Raw genomic sequence first — 19,091 nt, 5'->3', positions numbered from 1 at the left:
CGCACAATGCGTTTCCTACCCGCGTCTCAATGATTTTGTCAGCGCGGTTCACGCATTAAACAAAAGGCCGCGGCACAGAGCAATACCGAACACACGGGAATGCAACGTCGAGGCGATGCTAGTGGCGCGGCCGATACAGTGCACGCCACGCGGGAAGCCGCTCGGCATAGGCATCGACCAGTCTTGCGTCGGGTTCGAACGTCTCGATGCGCCGCGGCCGTGTGCATACGGCGGCGATCGCCTCACCGGTGACAGCAAGCCGCCCCAATCTCGCCGCACCGAACGCCGCGCCGGTCTCGCCTCCGGCAAAACGATGGACCGGAACATTCAGCACGTTTGCCAGCACCGAGAGCCAGAACCCGGACCGTGAACCACCGCCAATGGCGTCGGCTTCCGTCATCGCAATGCCGGCGTCCGCGAGCGCGTCGCGGCAATCGGCAAGCGCGAAGGCAACACCCTCGAGCACCGCCTGCACGATCGACCCGCGATCGGTGCCGTGGCTCAAACCATCCAGCATGCCGCGCACGGCGGGGTCGTCGTGCGGTGTCCGCTCACCCGCCAGATACGGCAGGAAGCTCACGGGCGACGGCGCCTGCGGGCGCGATCCAAGCGGCGCCAGCAACTCGGCCTCGGTGGCGCCGAACAGGCGCGCGATCCAGGCCAGGCAGGAGGCGGCCGAGAGGATCGCGCCGGCCTGAATCCACATGTCGGGGATGGCGTGGCAGAACGTGTGCACCGCGCGGTCCGGGTTGGCGGCGATTCTGCTGGTCGGTGCCAACAAGGCACCCGAGGTTCCCAGCGACACGAACGCGGTTCCCGGCCGGATCGCGCCGATGCCGACGGCGCCTGCCGGATTGTCGCCGGCACCGCCCGCGATCACCGGCTGTCCGGTCATGCCCCAGCGCCGTGCCAGCTCGCCGCGCAGCGTGGTCGCTGGCGCGCATCCCTCGACCAGTCGCGGCATGTGATCGCGCGACAGGCCGGTCGCTGCCAGTGCTGCGTCCGACCAGTCCCGGCGCGCGGCGTCGAGCCACAGTGATCCCGATGCATCCGAGACGTCCTCGATGGCCTCGCCGCTCAGCACCAGGCGCAGATAGGCCTTTGGCAGCAGCACGAGTTTTGTCGCCGCAAAGATGTCAGGCTCATGCGTCGCGATCCAGAGCAGCTTCGGCGCGGTGAATCCCGGCATCGCCTTGTTGCCCGAGATCGCGCGCAAGGCGGGCCAGCGTCGTTCCAGGACACGACACTCGGCGGCGGAGCGTCCGTCGTTCCAGAGGATGCAGGGCCGCAACGGTCTCGAGCTCGCGTCGAGCAGCGTGGCGCCATGCATCTGGCCTGACAGTCCGATGCCTTCGACAGCCGCCAGCTCGCCGGCATGCGTCGCCTTCAAGGCATCGAGCGTGGCGAAGGTTGCATCGATCCACTGCGCGGGGTCCTGCTCGAAATAGCCTGATAGCGGCGAGGCGGTCGTCAACGGCCGGCTCTCGCTTGCAATCACGCGCTGGGCACCGTCGACGAGAACGGTCTTGACCGCCGAGGTGCCGAGATCGATGCCGAGATACATGGCTGCTACCCGCTCACTTGGTCGCGTCCATCCAGATGCCCGGCTCCGAATGCTCGCGGATGTGGGTGACGAGGAAGTCGGAAAAGGCCCTGATCTTGGCGGGCAGCCCGGCGCGATTCTGGTATGCGATGTTCATGGTGAGCAGTGGCAGCTCCCAATCCACCAGGACCGGGACGAGACGGCCCGCCGCGATGTCGCTCTGGACGATGTAGAGCGGCTGGATGAGGATGCCGAGCCCTGCCAGCGCCGCGCCGCGAATGACCTGGCCGTCATTGCTGTCGAGCGTCGGCGTGATGCGGACGGTCTGCGCGCCATGGCTTTTGCGCAGGCGCAGCGAATAGGGATCGTTCGCGAGATTGTAGACCAGCATGTTGTGGCGCGCGAGATCGGCGGGCTGCTCCGGCTCGCCGGCGCTTGCGAGATAGGAAGGCGCGGCGGCAAGCACGCGCCGCATCTGGCCGATGCGGCGGACGATGATGTTCGAATCCGGCTCCTGCTCGCGCGTCCGGATCGCCACGTCGATGCCGGCCTCGATGAAATCGGGATAGCGGTTGGCGGTCGTGATCTGCATGTTGAGCTTCGGATAGCGCGCGCGGAAGGCCGGCAACATCGGCGCCAGATAGATCACCGCAAAGGACAGCGAGCTCGTGACCCGCAGCGTACCCTGCGGCGACAGCGCGCGATCGCTGACGATGTCCTCGGCCTCCGCCAGCTCGCTCAGCACCCGGCTGGAGCGCTCCAGCAGCTCCTGCCCCGCCTCCGTCAACCACAGCCTGCGTGTGTTGCGCTCGATCAGCCTGACCGCGAGGCGCTCCTCGAGCGCACTGAGATGGCGGCTCGCCGCCGCATTCGACATGCGCAAGGCCTCGGCGGCCTTTGACAGGCTGCCAAGCTCGGCCGTCTTGGAGAACACCTCCAACTGCAGCAGACGATCCATTTTTCCACTTTTAGAAAAAGAGACTTACAAATATTGACCTTTATTTCCGTATCCCGCAAGTCAAAATGGCCAGAACACAAGCAAGATAGCAGGCGAGGAAACAGGGAAATGTCGGGCCCGATCAGGCACATCGTGATGTGGCGGCTGCGCGGGGAGACGCCCGCGGAGCGCTCCGCGGCCCGTTCCAAGGTCAAGACCCTGTTCGAGGGACTGCGGGGCCGGATTGAGGGCCTCACCCATATCGAGGTCGGCGTTGACGTCAGTGAGGTCGATTACGCCTGCGACGTCGTTCTCTTCTCCGAATTCGCCGACCAGGCCGCACTCGCCGCCTATGCCACCCATCCGGAACATTTGCGCGTCCGCGAGGCGCTGGGCGACTTGCGGATCGGGCGCTTCCAGGTCGATTATCCCATCAAAGAGACCGGCGCATGATCGGTTCGTTCACCTTTGAAAATCTGCCCTGCCGCGTCGTGTTCGGCAGCGGAACGCTGGCCTCGGCCAAAGCCGAGGTCGAGCGGCTCGGCGGCAAGCGCGCGCTGGTGCTGACGACGCCGCAGCAGGAGGCGCAAGGCAAGAGCTTGGGGGCCGCACTCGGTTCGCTTTTTGCCGGCATCTTTCCCGGCGCGACCATGCATACGCCGGTCGAGGTCACGGAGCGCGCGCTCGCGGCGATGAAGGCATGCGAGGCCGATTGCGTCGTCTCGCTCGGCGGCGGATCGACCACCGGCCTTGGCAAGGCGCTGGCCTTGCGCACCGGCGTCAACCAGCTCTGCATTCCCACCACCTATGCCGGCTCGGAGATGACGCCGATCGTCGGCCAGACCGAGAACGGCCTGAAGACCACGGTGCGCGACGCAGCCGTGCTGCCGGAGACCGTGATCTACGATGTCGACCTCACCCTGACGCTGCCGGCGAGCCTCGCCGCAACATCCGGCATCAACGCGATCGCACATGCCGTGGAGGCGCTCTATGCGCGCGACACCAATCCCGTGACATCGCTGATGGCGGAAGAAGGCATCCGCGCGATCGCGCGCGCCCTCCCCGCCATTGCGGCCAAAAGCGATGACCGCGAGGCTCGCACCGAAGCACTCTACGGCGCCTGGCTCTGCGGCGTCTGCCTCGGCACGGTCGGCATGGCGCTGCATCACAAGCTCTGCCACACGCTCGGCGGCACCTTCGATCTGCCGCACGCAGAGACCCACACCATCGTGCTGCCGCATGCGCTGGCCTACAACGCACCGGCGGTGCCCGATGCCATGGCGCGGATATCGCGCGCGATCGGCGCGGCCGACGCGTCCCTGGGGCTCTACGACCTCGCGAAGCGGCTGGGTGCGAAGCTGGCATTGCGCGACATCGGCATGCCCGAAAGCGGCATCGACAAGGCCGCCGATCTCGCCGTCACCAACGCCTACTGGAACCCGCGCCCGCTCGAGCGCAACGCCATCCGCGAGCTGATCGCCCGCGCCTGGGCCGGCGAGCCGCCTGTTACCATCAAAGCGGCGGCCTGAAGCGATGCGGCGCACGCTGATCAAATCAGCTGTCATCATCAGCATGGATGACGCGATTGGCGACCTCAACACCGGCGATGTGCTGGTCGAGGGCAGCCGCATCGTCGACGTGCGCCCATCGATCGACCTCGGCAGCGCTGCAGCCGAGACCGAGATCGTGGACGGCAACGGCCGGATCGTCATCCCCGGCCTGATCAACGCGCACATGCACACCTGGCAAACCGCGTTGCGCGGCTATGCCGCGAACTGGACGCTGCTGGAATATTTCCGCCGCATGCATGCCGGGCTCGCGACCGTATTCCGGCCCGACGACATCTACATTGCGACCCTCGTCGGTGCGCTGAACCAGATCAATTGCGGCACCACCACGCTGGTCGATTGGTGCCACAACAATCCAACGCCTGATCATACCGATGCCGCCGTGCGCGGCCTGATCGAGAGCGGCATCCGCGCCGCCTTCTTCCATGGCTCGCCGAAGCCCGAGCCGAAACCGGGCGAGCCGCATTTCTCCGAGATCCCGCATCCGCGCCGCGAGGTCGAGCGGCTGCTGGCGGGTCCCCTCGCCGACCGCGACGGCCTCGTCACGCTCGGGCTTGCCATTCTCGGCCCGCATTATTCGACGCTCGATGTCGCCATGCACGACTTCCGCCTGGCGCGCGAGCTCAACCTGATCGCATCCATGCATCAAGGCGGCGGTCCGGCCAAGACGCCCGGCGGCTGGGAGAAGCTGGTCGAGGCCGGCCTCGTCGGCGCCGGCATCAACATCGTCCATGGCAACGATCTGCCCGACGATCTCCTCGACAAGATGGTCGACCTCGGCGTGTCCTTCTCGGTGACGCCGGAGAACGAGATGATCCAGGGCCACGGCTTCCCGATCACCGGACGGCTGCTCAAGCGCGGCGTGCGCCCGACCATCGGGATCGACCTGGAATCCGTGCTGGCCGGCGATCTCTTCTCCGTCGCCCGCGTCGCGCTGTCGATGCAGCGGGCGCTGGACAATGCGGAGTCGCGTCAAGTGAGCGGCACCATTCCGGCGACCACCACGATCCCCGTCCGCGAGGCGCTGCGCTGGATCACGACCGAAGGCGCCCGCATGCTCGGCCGCGAAGGCCAGATCGGCTCGCTGACGCCGGGCAAGCTCGCTGACCTCGTCATCATCAACGCATCCGATCTCAACCTTGTCCCGGTGCACGATCCCGTCGCGACCGTCGTGATGCAGACGAGCCTCGCCAATATCGAGGCTGTGATGATCGGCGGCGCCTGGAAGAAGCGGGATGGCCGGCTTTTGGTTGACGGGTTGGACGCGAAGAAAGAATTGCTGGCCCAATCCGGCCGGCGGCTGGTGCAGGACATCGAACGACAGGGACGCGCCGCCTGAAGGCGCCAATGGATGAGATCAATGACCGACGCTTCAAGGAATGTCGCTTTCATCGGGATCGGCAAGATGGGCCTGCCGATGTCGGCGCTCGTCGCCAAGGCCGGCTACGCCGTGACCGCATTCGATCAGAGCGCAGCCCGGATCAACGAGGCGCGTGCACAAGGCATCTCGATTGCCGCTTCGCCGGCCGAGGCCGTGAGCGGCAAGGCCGCGATCATCACGTCCCTGCCCGATGACGCAGCCTTGCGCGGCGCGCTGCTCGGCCCCGCTGGTCTGATCGCCGCGATGGCGGCTGGATCTGTTCTGATCGAGACCAGCACCGTGAGCGTCGAGGCCTCAACTGAAGTTGCGACCGCCGCACAGGCGCGCGGCATTGCCTATCTGCGTTCGCCGGTTTCCGGCAATGCCAGCATCGTTCATACGGGTGCGCTGACCTGCTTCGTCTCCGGGCCGAAGGATGCCTTCGACAACGCCAAGCCTCTGTTCGCCGCCTTCACCCGCGCCCAGACCTATCTCGGGCCGGCCGAGGAAGCCCGCTACGCAAAGCTCTCGGTCAATCTGATGATCGCAGTCTCGGCGGCAATGATGGCCGAGAGCCTGGCCCTGGCGCGCAAGGGCGGCATCGCCTGGCAGGACATTTTGAAGGTGCTCGACGATAGCGCGGCGGCCTCGCCGATGGTGAAGTACAAGACCGCGCCGCTGCGGACGCGCGATTTCGAGTCCACCTTCTCCTGCAAGCAGATGGCCAAGGATCTCGATCTCATCCTCGGCGCCGGCCACGCCGTGGGCGTGCCGCTGCAGCTCGCGGCGCAGGTGCGCGAGACCTATGGCTCGCTGATCGCGCAGGGCGACGGCGACACCGACTTCATCGCGACCGTCAAGCACCTGGAACGTCTGTCCGGGCTTGGCGAACCCAAACTCTGATCGCGGAGACACCTATGCGCAACTTCAACGAGACTACGATCACGGACGCGGTGCTGGAGCGGATCAAGGACGCAACCGATCCACGCATCAAGGAGGTCAGCGAAGCGCTGGTGCACCACCTCCACGCCTTCGTCCGCGAGGTCCGGCCGACCCAGAAGGAATGGGAATACGGCATAGATTTCCTGACCCGCACCGGGCACATGTGCGACGACAAGCGCCAGGAGTTCATCCTGCTGTCCGACACGCTCGGCGTCTCCATGCTGGTCGACGCGATCAACCATCCCGTGCCGGAAGGCGCGACCGAGACGACGGTGCTCGGCCCGTTCTTCGTCCAGGCCGCGCCGGAGAAGGACAGCGGCGCCGATATCTCCGGCCCGATGGAAGGCGATCCGATGCTGGTCACAGGCTCGGTCTCGACCGTCGACGGACAACCGCTTGCGGGCGCCATCGTGGATGTCTGGCATTCCGACGATGACGGCTATTACGACGTGCAGCAGCTCGACGACATCGGCGATCTCGCGATGCGCGCGCGCTTCCATACCGACGCCAATGGCCGTTTCCATTTCTGGTCGATCAAGCCGGCGGCGTATCCGATCCCGCATGACGGCCCTGTCGGCGAGATGCTGGAGGTGCAGGGCCGCCATCCCTGGCGTCCGGCGCATGTGCATTTCATGATCTCGGCGCCCGGTTTCGAGCAGCTCGTAACCCATGTGTTCGTCGCCGGTGACAAATATCTCGACTCTGACGTGGTGTTCGGCGTCAAGGACAGCCTGATCCGCGAATTCACTGGCCACCCTGCCGGCCGTGCGCCGGATGGTCGCATGGTGGAGCGCGACTATTTCCACCTCAATTACGATTTCGGCCTGAAGCAGGTCGCGAGCAACGCGCGAGCCGCCTAGGCTTGAGCGACGGCGGACCAACAAGAGTCCGGCAACAGGGAGCAGACGGGAGCTGAGGATGGGACCGCGGGTCAGCACGAGCATATTGGCCGATCGCCTCACCGGCATGATCGGCCCGCGCGCGAGCGTCGCGCGCGGCGTGCTCGATCAGCACGGGCAGAGCGAATCGCATTATCGCAATTTGCCGCCGGACATCGTCGTCTTCCCTGAAACCACGCAGGAAGTCGCGGAGATCGTCAAGCTGTGCGCTAGCGCGGGCATGCCGATGGTCCCGTTCGGCGCCGGCACCTCGCTCGAAGGCAACGCGGCCGCGGTCGCCGGCGGCGTCTGCTTCGACTTCGCCCGGATGAACAAGGTGCTGACCGTGCACGACAGCGACATGGATGTCGTGGTGCAGCCCGGCATCACGCGCAAACAGCTCAATGCGGAGCTGCGCGGCACCGGACTTTTCTTTCCGATCGACCCCGGCGCCGACGCCTCGATCGGCGGCATGACCTCCACACGCGCGTCCGGCACCATGGCGGTGCGCTACGGCACCATGAAGGACAATGTCATGGCGCTCGAGGTGGTGCTGGCCGACGGGCGCGTGATCCGCACCGCAAGGCGCGCACGCAAATCGGCCGCCGGTTATGACCTGACGCGGATGTTCGTCGGCGCCGAAGGCACGCTTGGCGTCATCACCGAAGTCACATTGAAGGTGCACCCGGTGCCGCAGGCGATCTCGGCCGCTGTCTGCAGCTTCGACACCCTGCACGATGCCGTCGACACCGCGATCTCCGTGATCCAGTCCGCGATCCCCGTGGCACGCATCGAGCTGCTCGACGACGTCATGATGCGCGGCATCAACGCCTACGCGAAGCTCGGCTATCGCGAGGCCCCCACCTTGTTCTTCGAATTCCACGGCTCCGAGACCTCCGTTGCCGAGCAGGCCGAAGCCGCGCAGGCGATCGCCGCCGACCATGGCGGCCATGGTTTTGCCTGGGCCAAAGCGCAGGAAGACCGCAGCCGGCTCTGGCACGCCCGCGACAACACGCTTTATGCGGGCCTGGGCTTGCGGCCCGGCGCGCGCGCCGTGATCACCGATGTCTGCGTGCCGATCTCGCGGCTGGCGGAATGCCTGACCGAAACCAGGCGCGACGCGGACGAGCACGGTTTCACCGCCCCGATCGTCGGCCATGTTGGCGACGGCAATTTCCATATGCTGATCCTGATCGACCCGGCAAAGCCGGACGAGGCCGAAGGCGCCAAGGCGCTTCAGGCCCGCATGGTCGCCCGCGCGATCGCGATGGACGGCACCTGCACCGGCGAGCACGGCATCGGGCTCGGCAAGATCGATTATCTCGCCGATGAACTCGGCGAGGCCGTCGATGTGATGCGGTCGATCAAGACCGCGCTCGATCCTGATGGACTGATGAATCCCGGAAAGATCTTCGCGAGCGGAGTGCACGCATGAGCAGCGCCGCATTGGCTATCGAGCCCGCCTCACCCGCGCCTCTGCTGGAGCTGCGCGGCATCAGCAAGGAGTTTCCCGGCGTCAAGGCGCTGGATGATGTTTCCTTTGCCGTCTTCCCCGGCGAAGTCCATATGCTGTTGGGGGAGAACGGCGCCGGCAAGTCGAGCCTGATGAAGGTACTGTGCGGCGCCTACCGCGCCGATGCCGGCGAGTTCTACTACAAGGGCGACAAGGTCGCGATCTCCTCGACCGCGGATGCGCAGAGGCTCGGCATTGCCGTGATCTTCCAGGAATTCTCGCTGGTCCCCCATCTCGATATCGCCCAGAACATCTTCCTCGGCCGCGAGCCGAAGGGCCGCATTCCCGGCACCATCGACCGCCGCAAGATCCTGGCCGACGCCAGGCGCGTGCTCGGCACGATCGGGTTCGAGATCGATCCCTCCACCACCGTCGACAAGTTAGGGGTGGCGCAGCAGCAGATGGTCGAGATCGCGAAAGCGATCAGCCAGAACGCGCGCATCCTGGTCATGGACGAGCCGACGGCGGCGCTGTCCGACCGCGAGACCGAGCTGCTGTTCGCGCTTATCGCGCGGCTGAAGGCCGACGGCGTCTCCATCGTCTACATCTCCCACCGCATGGCCGAGGTGTTCGCGCTCGGAGACCGCATCACGGTGCTGCGCGACGGCCGCCGCATCGACGGCGTTCGCCCCGCAGACGTCACGCCGGACCAGCTCGTCCGCATGATGGTCGGCCGCAACGTGGACATGACCTATCCGCGCAACTTTGCCGACAAGCCCGGCGAGCTGCTGCTCGAGGTCAAGGGCTTGAGCTCGTCGACCGGCATCTCCGATATCAACATCGAGGTACGCCGGGGCGAGATCGTCGGCCTGTGCGGCCTGGTCGGTTCCGGCCGCAGCGAGGTCGCCCGCGCCATCTTCGGCGCCGATGCCGTGACGTCAGGCGAGATTATTTTCGACGGCAAGGCCATCTCCGGCGAGCCTGACCTTGCCGCCCGCCGCGGCATCGCGCTGATCCCGGAGAGCCGCAAGAGCGAGGGCCTCGCGCTGCTGCGGTCGGTGAGCGACAATCTGGTGGTGTCGGCGCTGCGAAAGCTGTTCCCGAGCGGCCTGTTCGACCAGCGTAGCGCCCAGCGGACGTCCGACGGCTTGATCCGGCAGCTGCGCATCGCAACCCCGAGCGCGCGCCAGATTGTCGGCCTGCTCTCGGGCGGCAACCAGCAGAAGGTCGTGATCGGCAAGTGGCTGGCGGCCGGCTCGAAGCTCTTCATCTTCGACGAGCCGACGCGCGGCATCGACATCGGCGCCAAGTCCGAGATCTTTGCGCTGATCGACCGGCTGGTCGCCGAAGGCGCGGCGGCCTTGATGATCTCGTCCGAGCAGGTCGAGATCTGCCATGTCTGCGACCGCGCCTATGTGATGCGCGAGGGCCGCATCGCCGGACACCTGACCCGCAGCGAACTGACCGAGGAGAACATCGTGCGACTGGGGATGCATCATGCGTGAAGCCGCGGTCGTCTCTCAACCCAATCCGCTGCAACGCATTCCCGGCGTTGCCATCGTCTTGGTGCTGCTGATCGCCCTGTTCAGCGCGATCGCGCCCGGCTTCCTGTCGGTCGCCAACCTCTCCAACGTGCTGGTGCAGTCGACCATCCTGACCATGCTGGCGCTGCCGATGACCTTGATCATCATGACCGAGGGGCTGGACCTGTCGATGGGCGCGGTGCTGACGCTGACCTCGCTCTGCGTCGCCATCGTGTCGCTCGCGACCAAGTCGATGCTGCTGGGCCTCGGCGCCGGGCTTCTCGTCGGCGCAGCCTTCGGCTTCGCCAACGGCTGGCTGGTCGCCATCGTCGGCATTCCGCCCTTCGTCGCGACGCTGGGCACGCTCGGCATGGCGCAGGGCCTGTCGCTGATCGTCAGCGACGGCCAGAGCGTGGTCGGCATCCCCCACAGCGTGCGCGACATCTATTCGGCGACGCTTCTGGGCGTGCCCGTGCCGATCGTGATGGCGCTGGTGACCTATGCGGCCTTCCACGGACTGCTCTACCACACCCGCTTCGGCACCTACATCTTCGCACTCGGCGGCAACCGCGAGGCGCTGCGCTATGCCGGCCTCTCGCCGAACAAGCTGCTGATCGCGGTCTACGCGATCGGCGGCGCCATGGCCGGCATTGCCGGCCTGCTGATGACCGCGCGCATGAATTCCGGCCACCCGACCGCGGGCCTCGGCCTGGAATTCGACGCCATCGCCGCGGTCGCGGTCGGCGGTACCTCGTTCGAGCGCGGCAATGGCTGGCTGCTCGGCACGTTGCTCGGCGTGATCGCGGTCGGCGTGCTTCGCAATGGGCTCAACCTGATCTCGATGCCCTCCTCGGTGCAGGTCGCAAGCGTCGGCGTCCTCGTCATCGTCGCTCTCTTCCTCGACGGCCTCCGGAGCCGCGCATGACCGACATCTCCAAAGAGGCCCTCTCGCCGCCCCGCTCGTTCCTGTCGCAGGACGCGATCCAGGTGTTCTATCGCCTGCTCGCAGCGCTGCTGATCTGCGCGGTGCTCGCCGTGCTCAGCGACTCCTTCCTGAGCCTCGGCAACATCCTCAACGTGCTGAGACAAGCGAGCCTGACCTTCTTCATCGCCTCCGGCCTGACGCTGGTGGTGCTCACCGCCGGCCTCGATCTCTCCGTCGGCGCCAATGTCGCGCTGTCGGCCTGCATCGCCGGCACCGTGATCCACAAGACCGGCTCGCCGGCGCTCGGCATCCTCACCGGGCTCGCCTGCGGCGGCATCGTTGGCCTGCTCAACGGCATCATGGTCACCGCGCTCCGCATCCCCTCCTTCATCGCCACCTACGGCATGCTCTGGGTGCTGAACGGCCTCACCTACTGGTACATGGCGGGCGAAACCCTTCACGGCTTCCCGGCAGGCTTCCGCCAGATCGGCAGCGGCTATCTGTTCGGCCTGCCGATCCCGGTCTATCTGCTGCTGGTGTTCCTCGGGATCGGAACGCTGTTTGCGCAGCGCACGATCTGGGGCCAGGAGATCTATGCGATCGGCGCCAATCCGGTCGCCGCCCGCCTCTCCGGCATTCCGGTCGCGCGGCGCCTGCTGCTGGTCTACGCGGTATCAGGCACCATGGCGGGACTGGCCTCGATCATCTTCCTGTCGCGGCTCAATTCGGCCGAAGCCGACATCGGCGAAAGCCTGACGCTGCCCGCGATCGCAGCCGTGCTGATCGGCGGCACCTCGCTGTTCGGCGGTGTCGGCACCGTGTTCGGCACCTTCATCGGCGCGCTGATCCTGACGCTAGTGCTGAACGGCATGAACCTGTTGTCGGTCAGCGCCAACTGGCAGCCGCTCGTCACCGGCATCATCGTCATTCTCGCGGTCTGGCTCGACATGAAGACCCGCCGCCGCGCGCAATGAGCTCTTAGAAATCCAACAAGCAAAATGAGGGATGGAGGCTACATGAAACAGAAAATGGGTTATTTGGCGCTGCCGCTGCTGATGGCGGCCGCGTTCACGACACAGGCGCGCGCCGACGGCGAGACCATCGCCGTGTTCACCAAGAACCAGACCAATCCGTTCTTCCAGACGGTGCGGGTCGGTGCCGACAACATGGCGAAAGCGCTGAATGCGAAGACGCTGCAGTACATCCCGACCAAGCCGGACTCGATCCCCGAGCAGCTCAGCCAGATCGAGGACGTCGTGGTGAAGAAGCCGAGCGCGATCGTCTTCACGCCGGTCGACTACAAGGCGATGGTGCCGGGCGTCGAGAAGATCAACGAGGCGAAAATCCCCGTCGTCAACATCACCGACCGCTCCGCCGGCGGCAAGTTCCTCTCCTTCGTCGGCGCCGACGATTACAGCCTCGGACTGGAAACCGCGCGTTTCCTGCTCAAGACTTTGGGCGGCAAGGGCAACATCGTCATCATCGAGGGCGTCAAGGGCTCGCTGACCAATGTCGATCGCGTCCGCGGCTTCAACGACGCGCTGAAGGAGAATTCGGGCGCCAAGCTGCTGGCCTCGCAGCCCGGCAACTACCAGCGGCTGCAGGCGCTCCAGGTCATGGAAAACCTGATGCAGTCGAACGCGCAGATCGACGGCGTACTGGCGGCCAACGACGCCATGGCGGTCGGCGCGATCGAGGCGCTCGACGGCGCCAACCGCAAGGCCCAGGTGATCGGCATCAACGGCACCAAGGAGGCGATCGACGCGATCAAGTCCGGCAAGCTGCTCGCCAGCGGCGACTACAACGGATTTGCGCAAGGGTGTCTCGGCGCCATGATGGCGATCCGCAGCTTGCGCAACCAGCCTGTCATTTCCGAGATCGTGCTGAAGCCGACCGTCATCACCAAGGACAATTACCAGCCGTTCGACGTGCCGCTGGAGCAACGGACCTGCCCGACCTTCGAGGACGCCGGCAAGCTCGGCGCCAAGTAGCCCAACCGATCATCACAAGCATGGACGGCCGCCTCCGCGGCCGTCCAAGAACACCGACACGTCAACGGAGACATCATGCTGTTCGCCATTCACGCCCTCGACCGCGCCAGCGCGCTGCCGACCCGGCTCGCCAATTACGACGCCCACAAGGCCTTCCTGAGCGACACATCGCGCTTCGGCGTCAAGATCGTGATGTCTGGGCCGCTGGTCTCCGACGACGGCGCGAGCATGATCGGCAGCCTGTTCCTGATCGAGGCGCCCGGCCGCGCCGAGGTCGAAGCCTTCAACCGCGCCGATCCGTTTGCGGCAGCCGGCATCTGGGAGAAAGTCACCATCACGGGCTTCCTGCGCCGCCAGGGCTGAAGGCCTACGGCGCCTCTTCGAGGTGACAGGCCACCCATTGCTCGGGTCCGGTCGAACGCAGCATCGGCTCCTCCGTCCGGCAACGGTCGAAGACGTATGGGCAACGGGTGTGGAAGCGGCACCCGCTCGGCGGGTTGATCGGGCTCGGCACGTCCCCCTTGAGGATGATGGGATTGCGCTGGGCGCCGGGCTCGGGCAGCGGCACCGCGGAGAGCAGCGCCTTGGTATAGGGATGCCTTGGCGCGGCAAAGATCTCGCGGCGCGGCGCCACCTCGACGATCTTGCCGAGATACATCACCGCGACGCGGTGAGTCATGTGCTCGACGATGGCGAGGTCATGGCTGATGAACAGCAGCGCCAGGCCGAACTCGCGCTGGAGATCCTGCAAGAGATTGACGATCTGCGCCTTGACCGAGACGTCGAGCGCGGAGACCGCCTCGTCGCAGACGATCAGCTCGGGCTCGGCTGCGAGCGCCCGCGCAATGCCGATGCGCTGACGCTGGCCGCCGGAGAATTCGTGCGGCCGGCGGTTGAGCGCCTCGCGCGGCAGCCGCACGGTATCCATCAGCGCCGTCACGCGGGTTTCGAGATCGGTGGCGGATTTGGCGAGGCCGAAATTTCGGATCGGCTCGGCCAGGATGTCGCGCACGCGCATGCGCGGATTGAGGCTCGAGAACGGATCCTGGAACACCACCTGCACGCGGCGGCGCATCTGGCGCATCGTGCTCGGATGTGCCTCGTCGATGCGCTGGCCGTCGAGGATCACCTGGCCCGCCGTGATGTCGAACAGCCGCAGGATGGCACGGCCGACCGTGGACTTGCCGCAGCCGGACTCGCCGACCAGCGACAGCGTCTCGCCCTTCGCGATTTCGAACGAGACACCGTCGACGGCATAGACATATTCGGACTTGCGGCCGAACAGGCCCTTTTTGACCGGAAAATGCTTCTTGAGGTCGTTGACCTGGAGCAGCGGAGGACTCATGCCGCGATGGCCCCCTTGGCGGAATAGTGGCAGGCGGCGACGTGGCGAGGCGCCTTCTCTTCGAGCCCAGGCGCATATTGGCGGCAGAGATCGGTCGCGAGCGCGCAGCGGCCGGCGAAGACGCAGCCGATGATAGGCTTGCGCAGATCAGGCACCTGCCCCGGGATTTCGGCGAGACGCCGCGCGGTGCCTGTTAGTGACGAGCCGAGCCGCGGCACGGCGCCGAGCAGGCCCTGCGTATAGGGATGACGCGGCGAGCGGAACAGCTCGGCCACCGGCGCCTCCTCGACCTTGCGGCCGGCATACATGACCATGACGCGTTCGGCGATCTCGGCGACGACACCGAGGTCGTGAGTGATCAGGATGATCGCCGCGCCGACCCGGCGCTTGAGATCGAGCATCAATTTCAGGATCTGCGCCTGGATCGTCACGTCGAGCGCGGTGGTCGGCTCGTCGGCGATCAGGAGCTTTGGATTGCAGGCCAGCGCAATCGCGATCATCACGCGCTGGCGCATGCCGCCGGAAAGCTGGTGCGGGTATTCGCGCACGCGCCGCTTCGGCTCGGGAATGCCGACCAGCGTCAGCATCTCGATCGCATGCGCCTCGGCCGCCTGCTTGTCCAGGCCCTGATGGATCATCAGCGTCTCGCGGATCTGGCGGCCGACCGTCAGAACCGGGTTGAGGCTCGTCATCGGCTCCTGAAAGATCATCGAGATATCGTTGCCGCGGATGGCGCGCATCTCGCGATCGGACAGTTGCAGCAGGTCCCTGCCCGCGAAGCGGACGGCGCCTGCGATCCTGCCCGGCGGCTCTGGAATGAGCCGCATCAGCGACATCGAGGTCACCGACTTGCCGCAGCCGGATTCGCCGACGATGGCGAGCGTCTCGCCTTCGTTGACATGAAAGGAGACGCCGTCGACCGCACGGTTGATGCCGCCGGGCGTGCGAAAGTGGGTCTGGAGGTTCTCGACTTCGAGCAAGGCCATCGCGATCAACCCCTCGACATCAGAGGCTCTTGGCCATGCGCGGATCGAGCGCATCGCGAAGGCCGTCGCCGAGCAGGTTCACGGCGAGGACGGTGACGGAGAGGAACGCCGCCGGGAAGAACACGATGTAGGGCTTGACCTGCCACAGCGCGCGGCCCTCGGCCATGATGTTGCCCCAGGACGGAATGGTCGGCGGCGTGCCCGCCCCGATGAAGGACAGGATCGCCTCGGTGATCATGGCGCTGGCGCAGATGTAAGTCGCCTGGACCAGCATCGGCGCCAGCGTATTGGGCAGGATGTGGCGCAGGATGATCATCGGCGTGCGCGTGCCGCAGGCGACCGCGGCGTCCACATAGGGCTGCTCGCGCAGCGACAGCACCACACTACGGACAAGACGGGAAACCCGCGGGATCTCGGCGATGGTGATGGCCAGGATGACGTTGCCGACACTGCCGCGCGTCAGCGCCATCAGCGCGATTGCGAGCAGAATTGGCGGGATCGACATCAAACCGTCCATGAAGCGCATCAAAATGCCGTCGGCCCAGCGGACGAAACCGGAGACCATGCCGATGGCGAGACCCGCCACGGAGGCGAAGATCGCAACTGACAGGCCGACCGTGAGCGAGACCCGCGCACCGAATAGCACGCGCGAATAGATGTCGCGGCCAAGCACATCGGTGCCGAACCAGTAGAGTGCCGACGGAGCCCGCGTGCGCTTGGCGGGCGCGAGCGCAGTCGGGTCGACTGTCCAGAGGTACGGCGCGAAGATCGCGATGAAGACGAGTGCCAGCAGCAGTGCGCCGCCGATCGCGACGGTCGGATGGCCGCGCAAGAATCCCAGGAAGCCGCGCCGGATCGTGACCGGCCGCAGGATTTCAGGCAGTTGCGGCGCGAGAACGAAGCCGGCCGGCAGCGCTTGCGGATTGACGGTCGTATCGGTCAATAGCGGATCCTCGGGTCAACGAGCGTATAGATGACGTCGATCATCAGATTGACGAGGACGTAGACGAAGCTGAAGAGAAGCACGATGCCCTGGATGACGGGATAGTCGCGGCGCAGGATCGCGTCGATCGTGAGTCGGCCGAGGCCGGGGATCGCGAACACGCTTTCCGTGACGACCGCCCCGCCGATCAGGAGCGCGATGCCGATCCCGATCACGGTCACGATCGGGACCGCGGCATTCTTCAGCGCGTGAACGAAGAGGATGCCGCCCTGCCCGAGGCCCTTGGCGCGCGCGGTGCGGATATAGTCCTGCTGCAAGACTTCAAGCATGGTGGCACGCGTGATGCGCGCGATCAGCGCGATGTAGACGCAGCCCAGCGCGATCGACGGCAGGATCAGGTTTTGCAGCCACGGCCAGAAGCCTTCCGTGAGCGGCGTATAGCCCTGCACCGGAAGCCATTCGAGCTCGAGTGCGAAGACATAGGCGAGGATATAGCCGACGACGAAGACGGGCAGCGAGAAGCCGAACACGGCGAATGCCATGATGACGCGGTCGATCAGGCTCCCCGCCTTCCACGCGGCCACGACGCCAAGCGGCACCGCGACCACGATGGTGAGTAGCAGCGTGACCATCATCAGCGACAGTGTCGGCCCGAGACGCTGTCCGATCATCGTCGAGACCGGAAGGTTGGTGAAGATCGAGGTGCCGAGATCGCCGTGCAGAATGCGCCAGACCCAGCTTCCGAACTGGATCAGGAAAGGACGGTCGAGACCCAGACTCTGGCGAATGCGCTCCACATCCTCCGGGCTCGCCTGGTCGCCCGCGATCACCACGGCGGGGTCACCCGGCGCGATGTAGAGCAGGCTGAACACGAACAGCGCGACGATTGCCATCACCGGCAAGGTCGAGACGATGCGACGGAGGATGTAAGAGAGCATCTGGCTTCAGCGTACCATCATGCGGATTTCGACACGTTCCAGAAGAACGGCAGCGGCCCCTTGGTGATGCCGGAGACGTTCTTGCGCCATGCCGTGTAGGTCAGGAAGAAGCCGGTCGGCGCGTAGACGACATCCTCGAGCGCCGCCTTGTTGACCTGCCCGATCGCGGCCTTCTCTTCCTCGAGATTCTTGGCGTCGAACCAGGCCGTGATCTCCTTCTCGGTATTCGGGCTGTTGGGCCAGCCGAACCAGGCCTTGTCGCCATTGGCGCGGATGGCGGTGTAGGCGGCCGGATTGATGCAATCGGCGCCGGCGTGCCAGCTGTGGAACATATTCCAGCCGCCCTGCCCCGGCGGTGTCTTCATCGCGCGGCGCGCGCCCACCGTGCCCCAATCGGTCGCGACGAAATCGACATTCATGCCGAGCTTCTTGAGCAGATCCGCGGTGACGTCGCCCTGCGCCTTCGTGATCGACTGGTCCTGCGCGACCACGCATGTGACCGGCTGGCCGGAATAGCCGCTCTCGGCGAGCAGCTTCTTGGCCGCATCCAAATCGCGCTTTCCTTTCAGGATCTCGCCGCCCAACTCGGTGTAGAGCGGTGTGTCCGGCGTAAAAAAGCCGGGCAGCGGCTTCCACAACGTATCGTCGTCGCCGACCAGCGCACGCATATAGTCTTCCTGGCTCAACGCCATCAGCACCGCGCGCCGCGCCTTCACATTGTTGAAGGGTGGGTGCAGATGGTTCATCCGGAAGGAGCCGATATTGCCGAGGGGATCGCCGATATCGACGCTGATGTTCTTGTTCTTCTTCAGCACGGGCACGAGATCGGAGATCGGGTTCTCCCACCAGTCGACCTCACCGTTCTGCAAGGCGGCGGCAGCGGTGGCCGGATCCGGCATCACCAGCCACTCGACGCGATCGACCAGGATGTTCTTGCCGCCGGCAAGCCACGACGCCTTCTCCTGCCGCGGCACGTAATCGGTGAACTTCTCGAACACCGACTTGGCGCCGGGCACCCATTCGCTCTTGGCGAACTTCATCGGACCCGAGCCGACATATTCGGTGATCTGCTTGAACGGATCCGTCTTCGCGATGCGCTCGGGCATGATGAAGGAGCACGGCGCGTTGTTCTTGGCCAGCGCGTACAGCATTTTCGGGAAAGGCTGCTTCAGGACCCATTTGAAGGTGCGGTCGTCGACCGGAGTCAATTCCTGCTGGATCGCGAGGATCATCAGACCCATTGGATCGCGCGCGGCCCAGCGCGACAGGCTCGCGACGACGTCCTTGCTCAGCACCGGCTCGCCGTCATGGAACTTGAGACCCGGGCGCAGCTTGAAGGTCCAGGTCTTGCCGTCGTCGGTGGTCTCCTCGGACTCGACCATCTGACGCTGCGGCTGAAGCTTGGCATCGACGCCGTAGAGCGTGTCCCAGACCAGCGCCGCCGCGTTGCGCACGACATATTGCGTGCCCCAGATGGGATCGAAATTGGCGAGGTTGGCTTGCGGCACGAAGCGCAGGGTGCGCGCAGAGGCGCCTTGTGCGATCGCCGGGGCCGAGAGGCCGGTCAATGCCAGACCGCCCGCGCCGGCCAGTCCCTTCAAAACGGTCCTGCGATCCATGAAATCCTCCCAGTAGTGCCGTGATGCCGGCCATCGTTGGCCAAAGGCAGGTGAAACCAGAACCCATTGGCGTGCAAATGGTATGCCACTAACCAGGCCTTCGCCAGCGGGATCTCATCGGGATTACGACCGGTTCAGGC

18 protein-coding genes are annotated in these 19,091 nt (G+C 65.6%); 11 read left to right on the top strand and 7 right to left on the bottom strand.

Annotated features, from left to right (window positions below; genetic code table 11):
* Positions 1-118: 118 nt before the first annotated feature.
* Together xylB and AC0L3X_RS09075 are read right to left on the bottom strand one after the other, a co-directional pair.
* Positions 119-1,564, bottom strand: coding sequence for a xylulokinase (xylB, locus tag AC0L3X_RS09080; protein ID WP_063984389.1), 1,446 nt, complete (start codon positions 1,562-1,564; stop codon positions 119-121).
* Between the two features lie 13 nt (positions 1,565-1,577).
* Complete coding sequence (locus AC0L3X_RS09075; RefSeq protein ID WP_028147172.1) at positions 1,578-2,501, bottom strand: LysR family transcriptional regulator; 924 nt, start codon at positions 2,499-2,501, stop codon at positions 1,578-1,580.
* A gap of 108 nt (positions 2,502-2,609) precedes the next feature.
* Here AC0L3X_RS09075 and AC0L3X_RS09070 point away from each other — a divergent pair, with 108 nt between their 5' ends.
* The 11 genes from AC0L3X_RS09070 to AC0L3X_RS09020 all read left to right on the top strand — a co-directional run bounded on the left by AC0L3X_RS09070 (position 2,610) and on the right by AC0L3X_RS09020 (position 13,483).
* The gene (locus AC0L3X_RS09070; RefSeq protein WP_063984390.1) at positions 2,610-2,933 is read left to right on the top strand and encodes a Dabb family protein; all 324 of its coding nucleotides are present in this window, start codon (positions 2,610-2,612) and stop codon (positions 2,931-2,933) included.
* Positions 2,930-4,009, top strand: a complete 1,080-nt coding sequence (locus tag AC0L3X_RS09065) for a maleylacetate reductase (protein ID WP_063984391.1) — start codon at positions 2,930-2,932, stop codon at positions 4,007-4,009. Before AC0L3X_RS09070 ends, AC0L3X_RS09065 begins: the two co-directional genes overlap by 4 nt.
* Positions 4,010-4,013: 4 nt before the next feature.
* Entirely contained in the window at positions 4,014-5,387 is a 1,374-nt protein-coding gene (locus AC0L3X_RS09060; RefSeq protein ID WP_063984392.1) for an amidohydrolase family protein, read from the top strand.
* Positions 5,388-5,408: 21 nt separating this feature from the next.
* The gene (locus tag AC0L3X_RS09055; RefSeq protein ID WP_063984393.1) at positions 5,409-6,311 is read left to right on the top strand and encodes an NAD(P)-dependent oxidoreductase; all 903 of its coding nucleotides are present in this window, start codon (positions 5,409-5,411) and stop codon (positions 6,309-6,311) included.
* 14 nt (positions 6,312-6,325) lie between these two features.
* Positions 6,326-7,210 carry an intradiol ring-cleavage dioxygenase gene (locus AC0L3X_RS09050; RefSeq protein ID WP_063984394.1) on the top strand — a complete coding sequence of 295 codons (885 nt, stop codon included), beginning with the start codon at positions 6,326-6,328 and terminating at the stop codon, positions 7,208-7,210.
* A gap of 58 nt (positions 7,211-7,268) precedes the next feature.
* Positions 7,269-8,663: an FAD-linked oxidase C-terminal domain-containing protein gene (locus AC0L3X_RS09045; RefSeq protein ID WP_063984395.1), complete on the top strand. Its 1,395-nt coding sequence runs from the start codon at positions 7,269-7,271 to the stop codon at positions 8,661-8,663.
* Positions 8,660-10,186: a sugar ABC transporter ATP-binding protein gene (locus AC0L3X_RS09040; RefSeq protein WP_063984396.1), complete on the top strand. Its 1,527-nt coding sequence runs from the start codon at positions 8,660-8,662 to the stop codon at positions 10,184-10,186. The genes AC0L3X_RS09045 and AC0L3X_RS09040 overlap by 4 nt, the downstream gene beginning before the upstream one ends.
* Positions 10,179-11,129 carry an ABC transporter permease gene (locus AC0L3X_RS09035; RefSeq protein WP_063984397.1) on the top strand — a complete coding sequence of 317 codons (951 nt, stop codon included), beginning with the start codon at positions 10,179-10,181 and terminating at the stop codon, positions 11,127-11,129. The genes AC0L3X_RS09040 and AC0L3X_RS09035 overlap by 8 nt, the downstream gene beginning before the upstream one ends.
* On the top strand, positions 11,126-12,103 hold the full coding sequence (locus AC0L3X_RS09030) for an ABC transporter permease (RefSeq protein WP_014496503.1): 978 nt from the start codon (positions 11,126-11,128) through the stop codon (positions 12,101-12,103). Before AC0L3X_RS09035 ends, AC0L3X_RS09030 begins: the two co-directional genes overlap by 4 nt.
* A 42-nt stretch (positions 12,104-12,145) precedes the next feature.
* On the top strand, positions 12,146-13,120 hold the full coding sequence (locus tag AC0L3X_RS09025; protein WP_063984398.1) for a sugar ABC transporter substrate-binding protein: 975 nt from the start codon (positions 12,146-12,148) through the stop codon (positions 13,118-13,120).
* Positions 13,121-13,195: 75 nt separating this feature from the next.
* On the top strand, positions 13,196-13,483 hold the full coding sequence (locus tag AC0L3X_RS09020; RefSeq protein ID WP_063984399.1) for a YciI family protein: 288 nt from the start codon (positions 13,196-13,198) through the stop codon (positions 13,481-13,483).
* Positions 13,484-13,487: 4 nt separating this feature from the next.
* Here AC0L3X_RS09020 and AC0L3X_RS09015 read toward each other — a convergent pair whose 3' ends face one another.
* From AC0L3X_RS09015 to AC0L3X_RS08995, 5 genes are read right to left on the bottom strand one after another with little or no spacing between them, the layout of a single operon-like run.
* Positions 13,488-14,465, bottom strand: a complete 978-nt coding sequence (locus AC0L3X_RS09015; protein WP_354102040.1) for an ABC transporter ATP-binding protein — start codon at positions 14,463-14,465, stop codon at positions 13,488-13,490.
* A complete protein-coding gene (locus AC0L3X_RS09010; protein ID WP_063984401.1) occupies positions 14,462-15,451 on the bottom strand; it encodes an ABC transporter ATP-binding protein in 990 nt (329 codons plus the stop codon). The genes AC0L3X_RS09015 and AC0L3X_RS09010 overlap by 4 nt, the downstream gene beginning before the upstream one ends.
* Positions 15,452-15,470: 19 nt before the next feature.
* Positions 15,471-16,394, bottom strand: coding sequence for an ABC transporter permease (locus AC0L3X_RS09005; RefSeq protein WP_063984402.1), 924 nt, complete (start codon positions 16,392-16,394; stop codon positions 15,471-15,473).
* Positions 16,391-17,332, bottom strand: coding sequence for an ABC transporter permease (locus tag AC0L3X_RS09000; protein WP_063984403.1), 942 nt, complete (start codon positions 17,330-17,332; stop codon positions 16,391-16,393). Before AC0L3X_RS09000 ends, AC0L3X_RS09005 begins: the two co-directional genes overlap by 4 nt.
* 17 nt (positions 17,333-17,349) lie before the next feature.
* Positions 17,350-18,951 (bottom strand): ABC transporter substrate-binding protein, encoded by a 1,602-nt coding sequence (locus tag AC0L3X_RS08995; protein ID WP_231144494.1) that lies wholly within the window; start codon positions 18,949-18,951, stop codon positions 17,350-17,352.
* Positions 18,952-19,091 lie beyond the last annotated feature (140 nt).

The sequence above is a fragment of the Bradyrhizobium sp. MI1.7 genome, assembly GCF_055811795.1.
The sequence above is the reverse complement of the archived record's forward strand: the minus strand, read 5'-3'. Positions and strand labels throughout refer to the sequence as shown.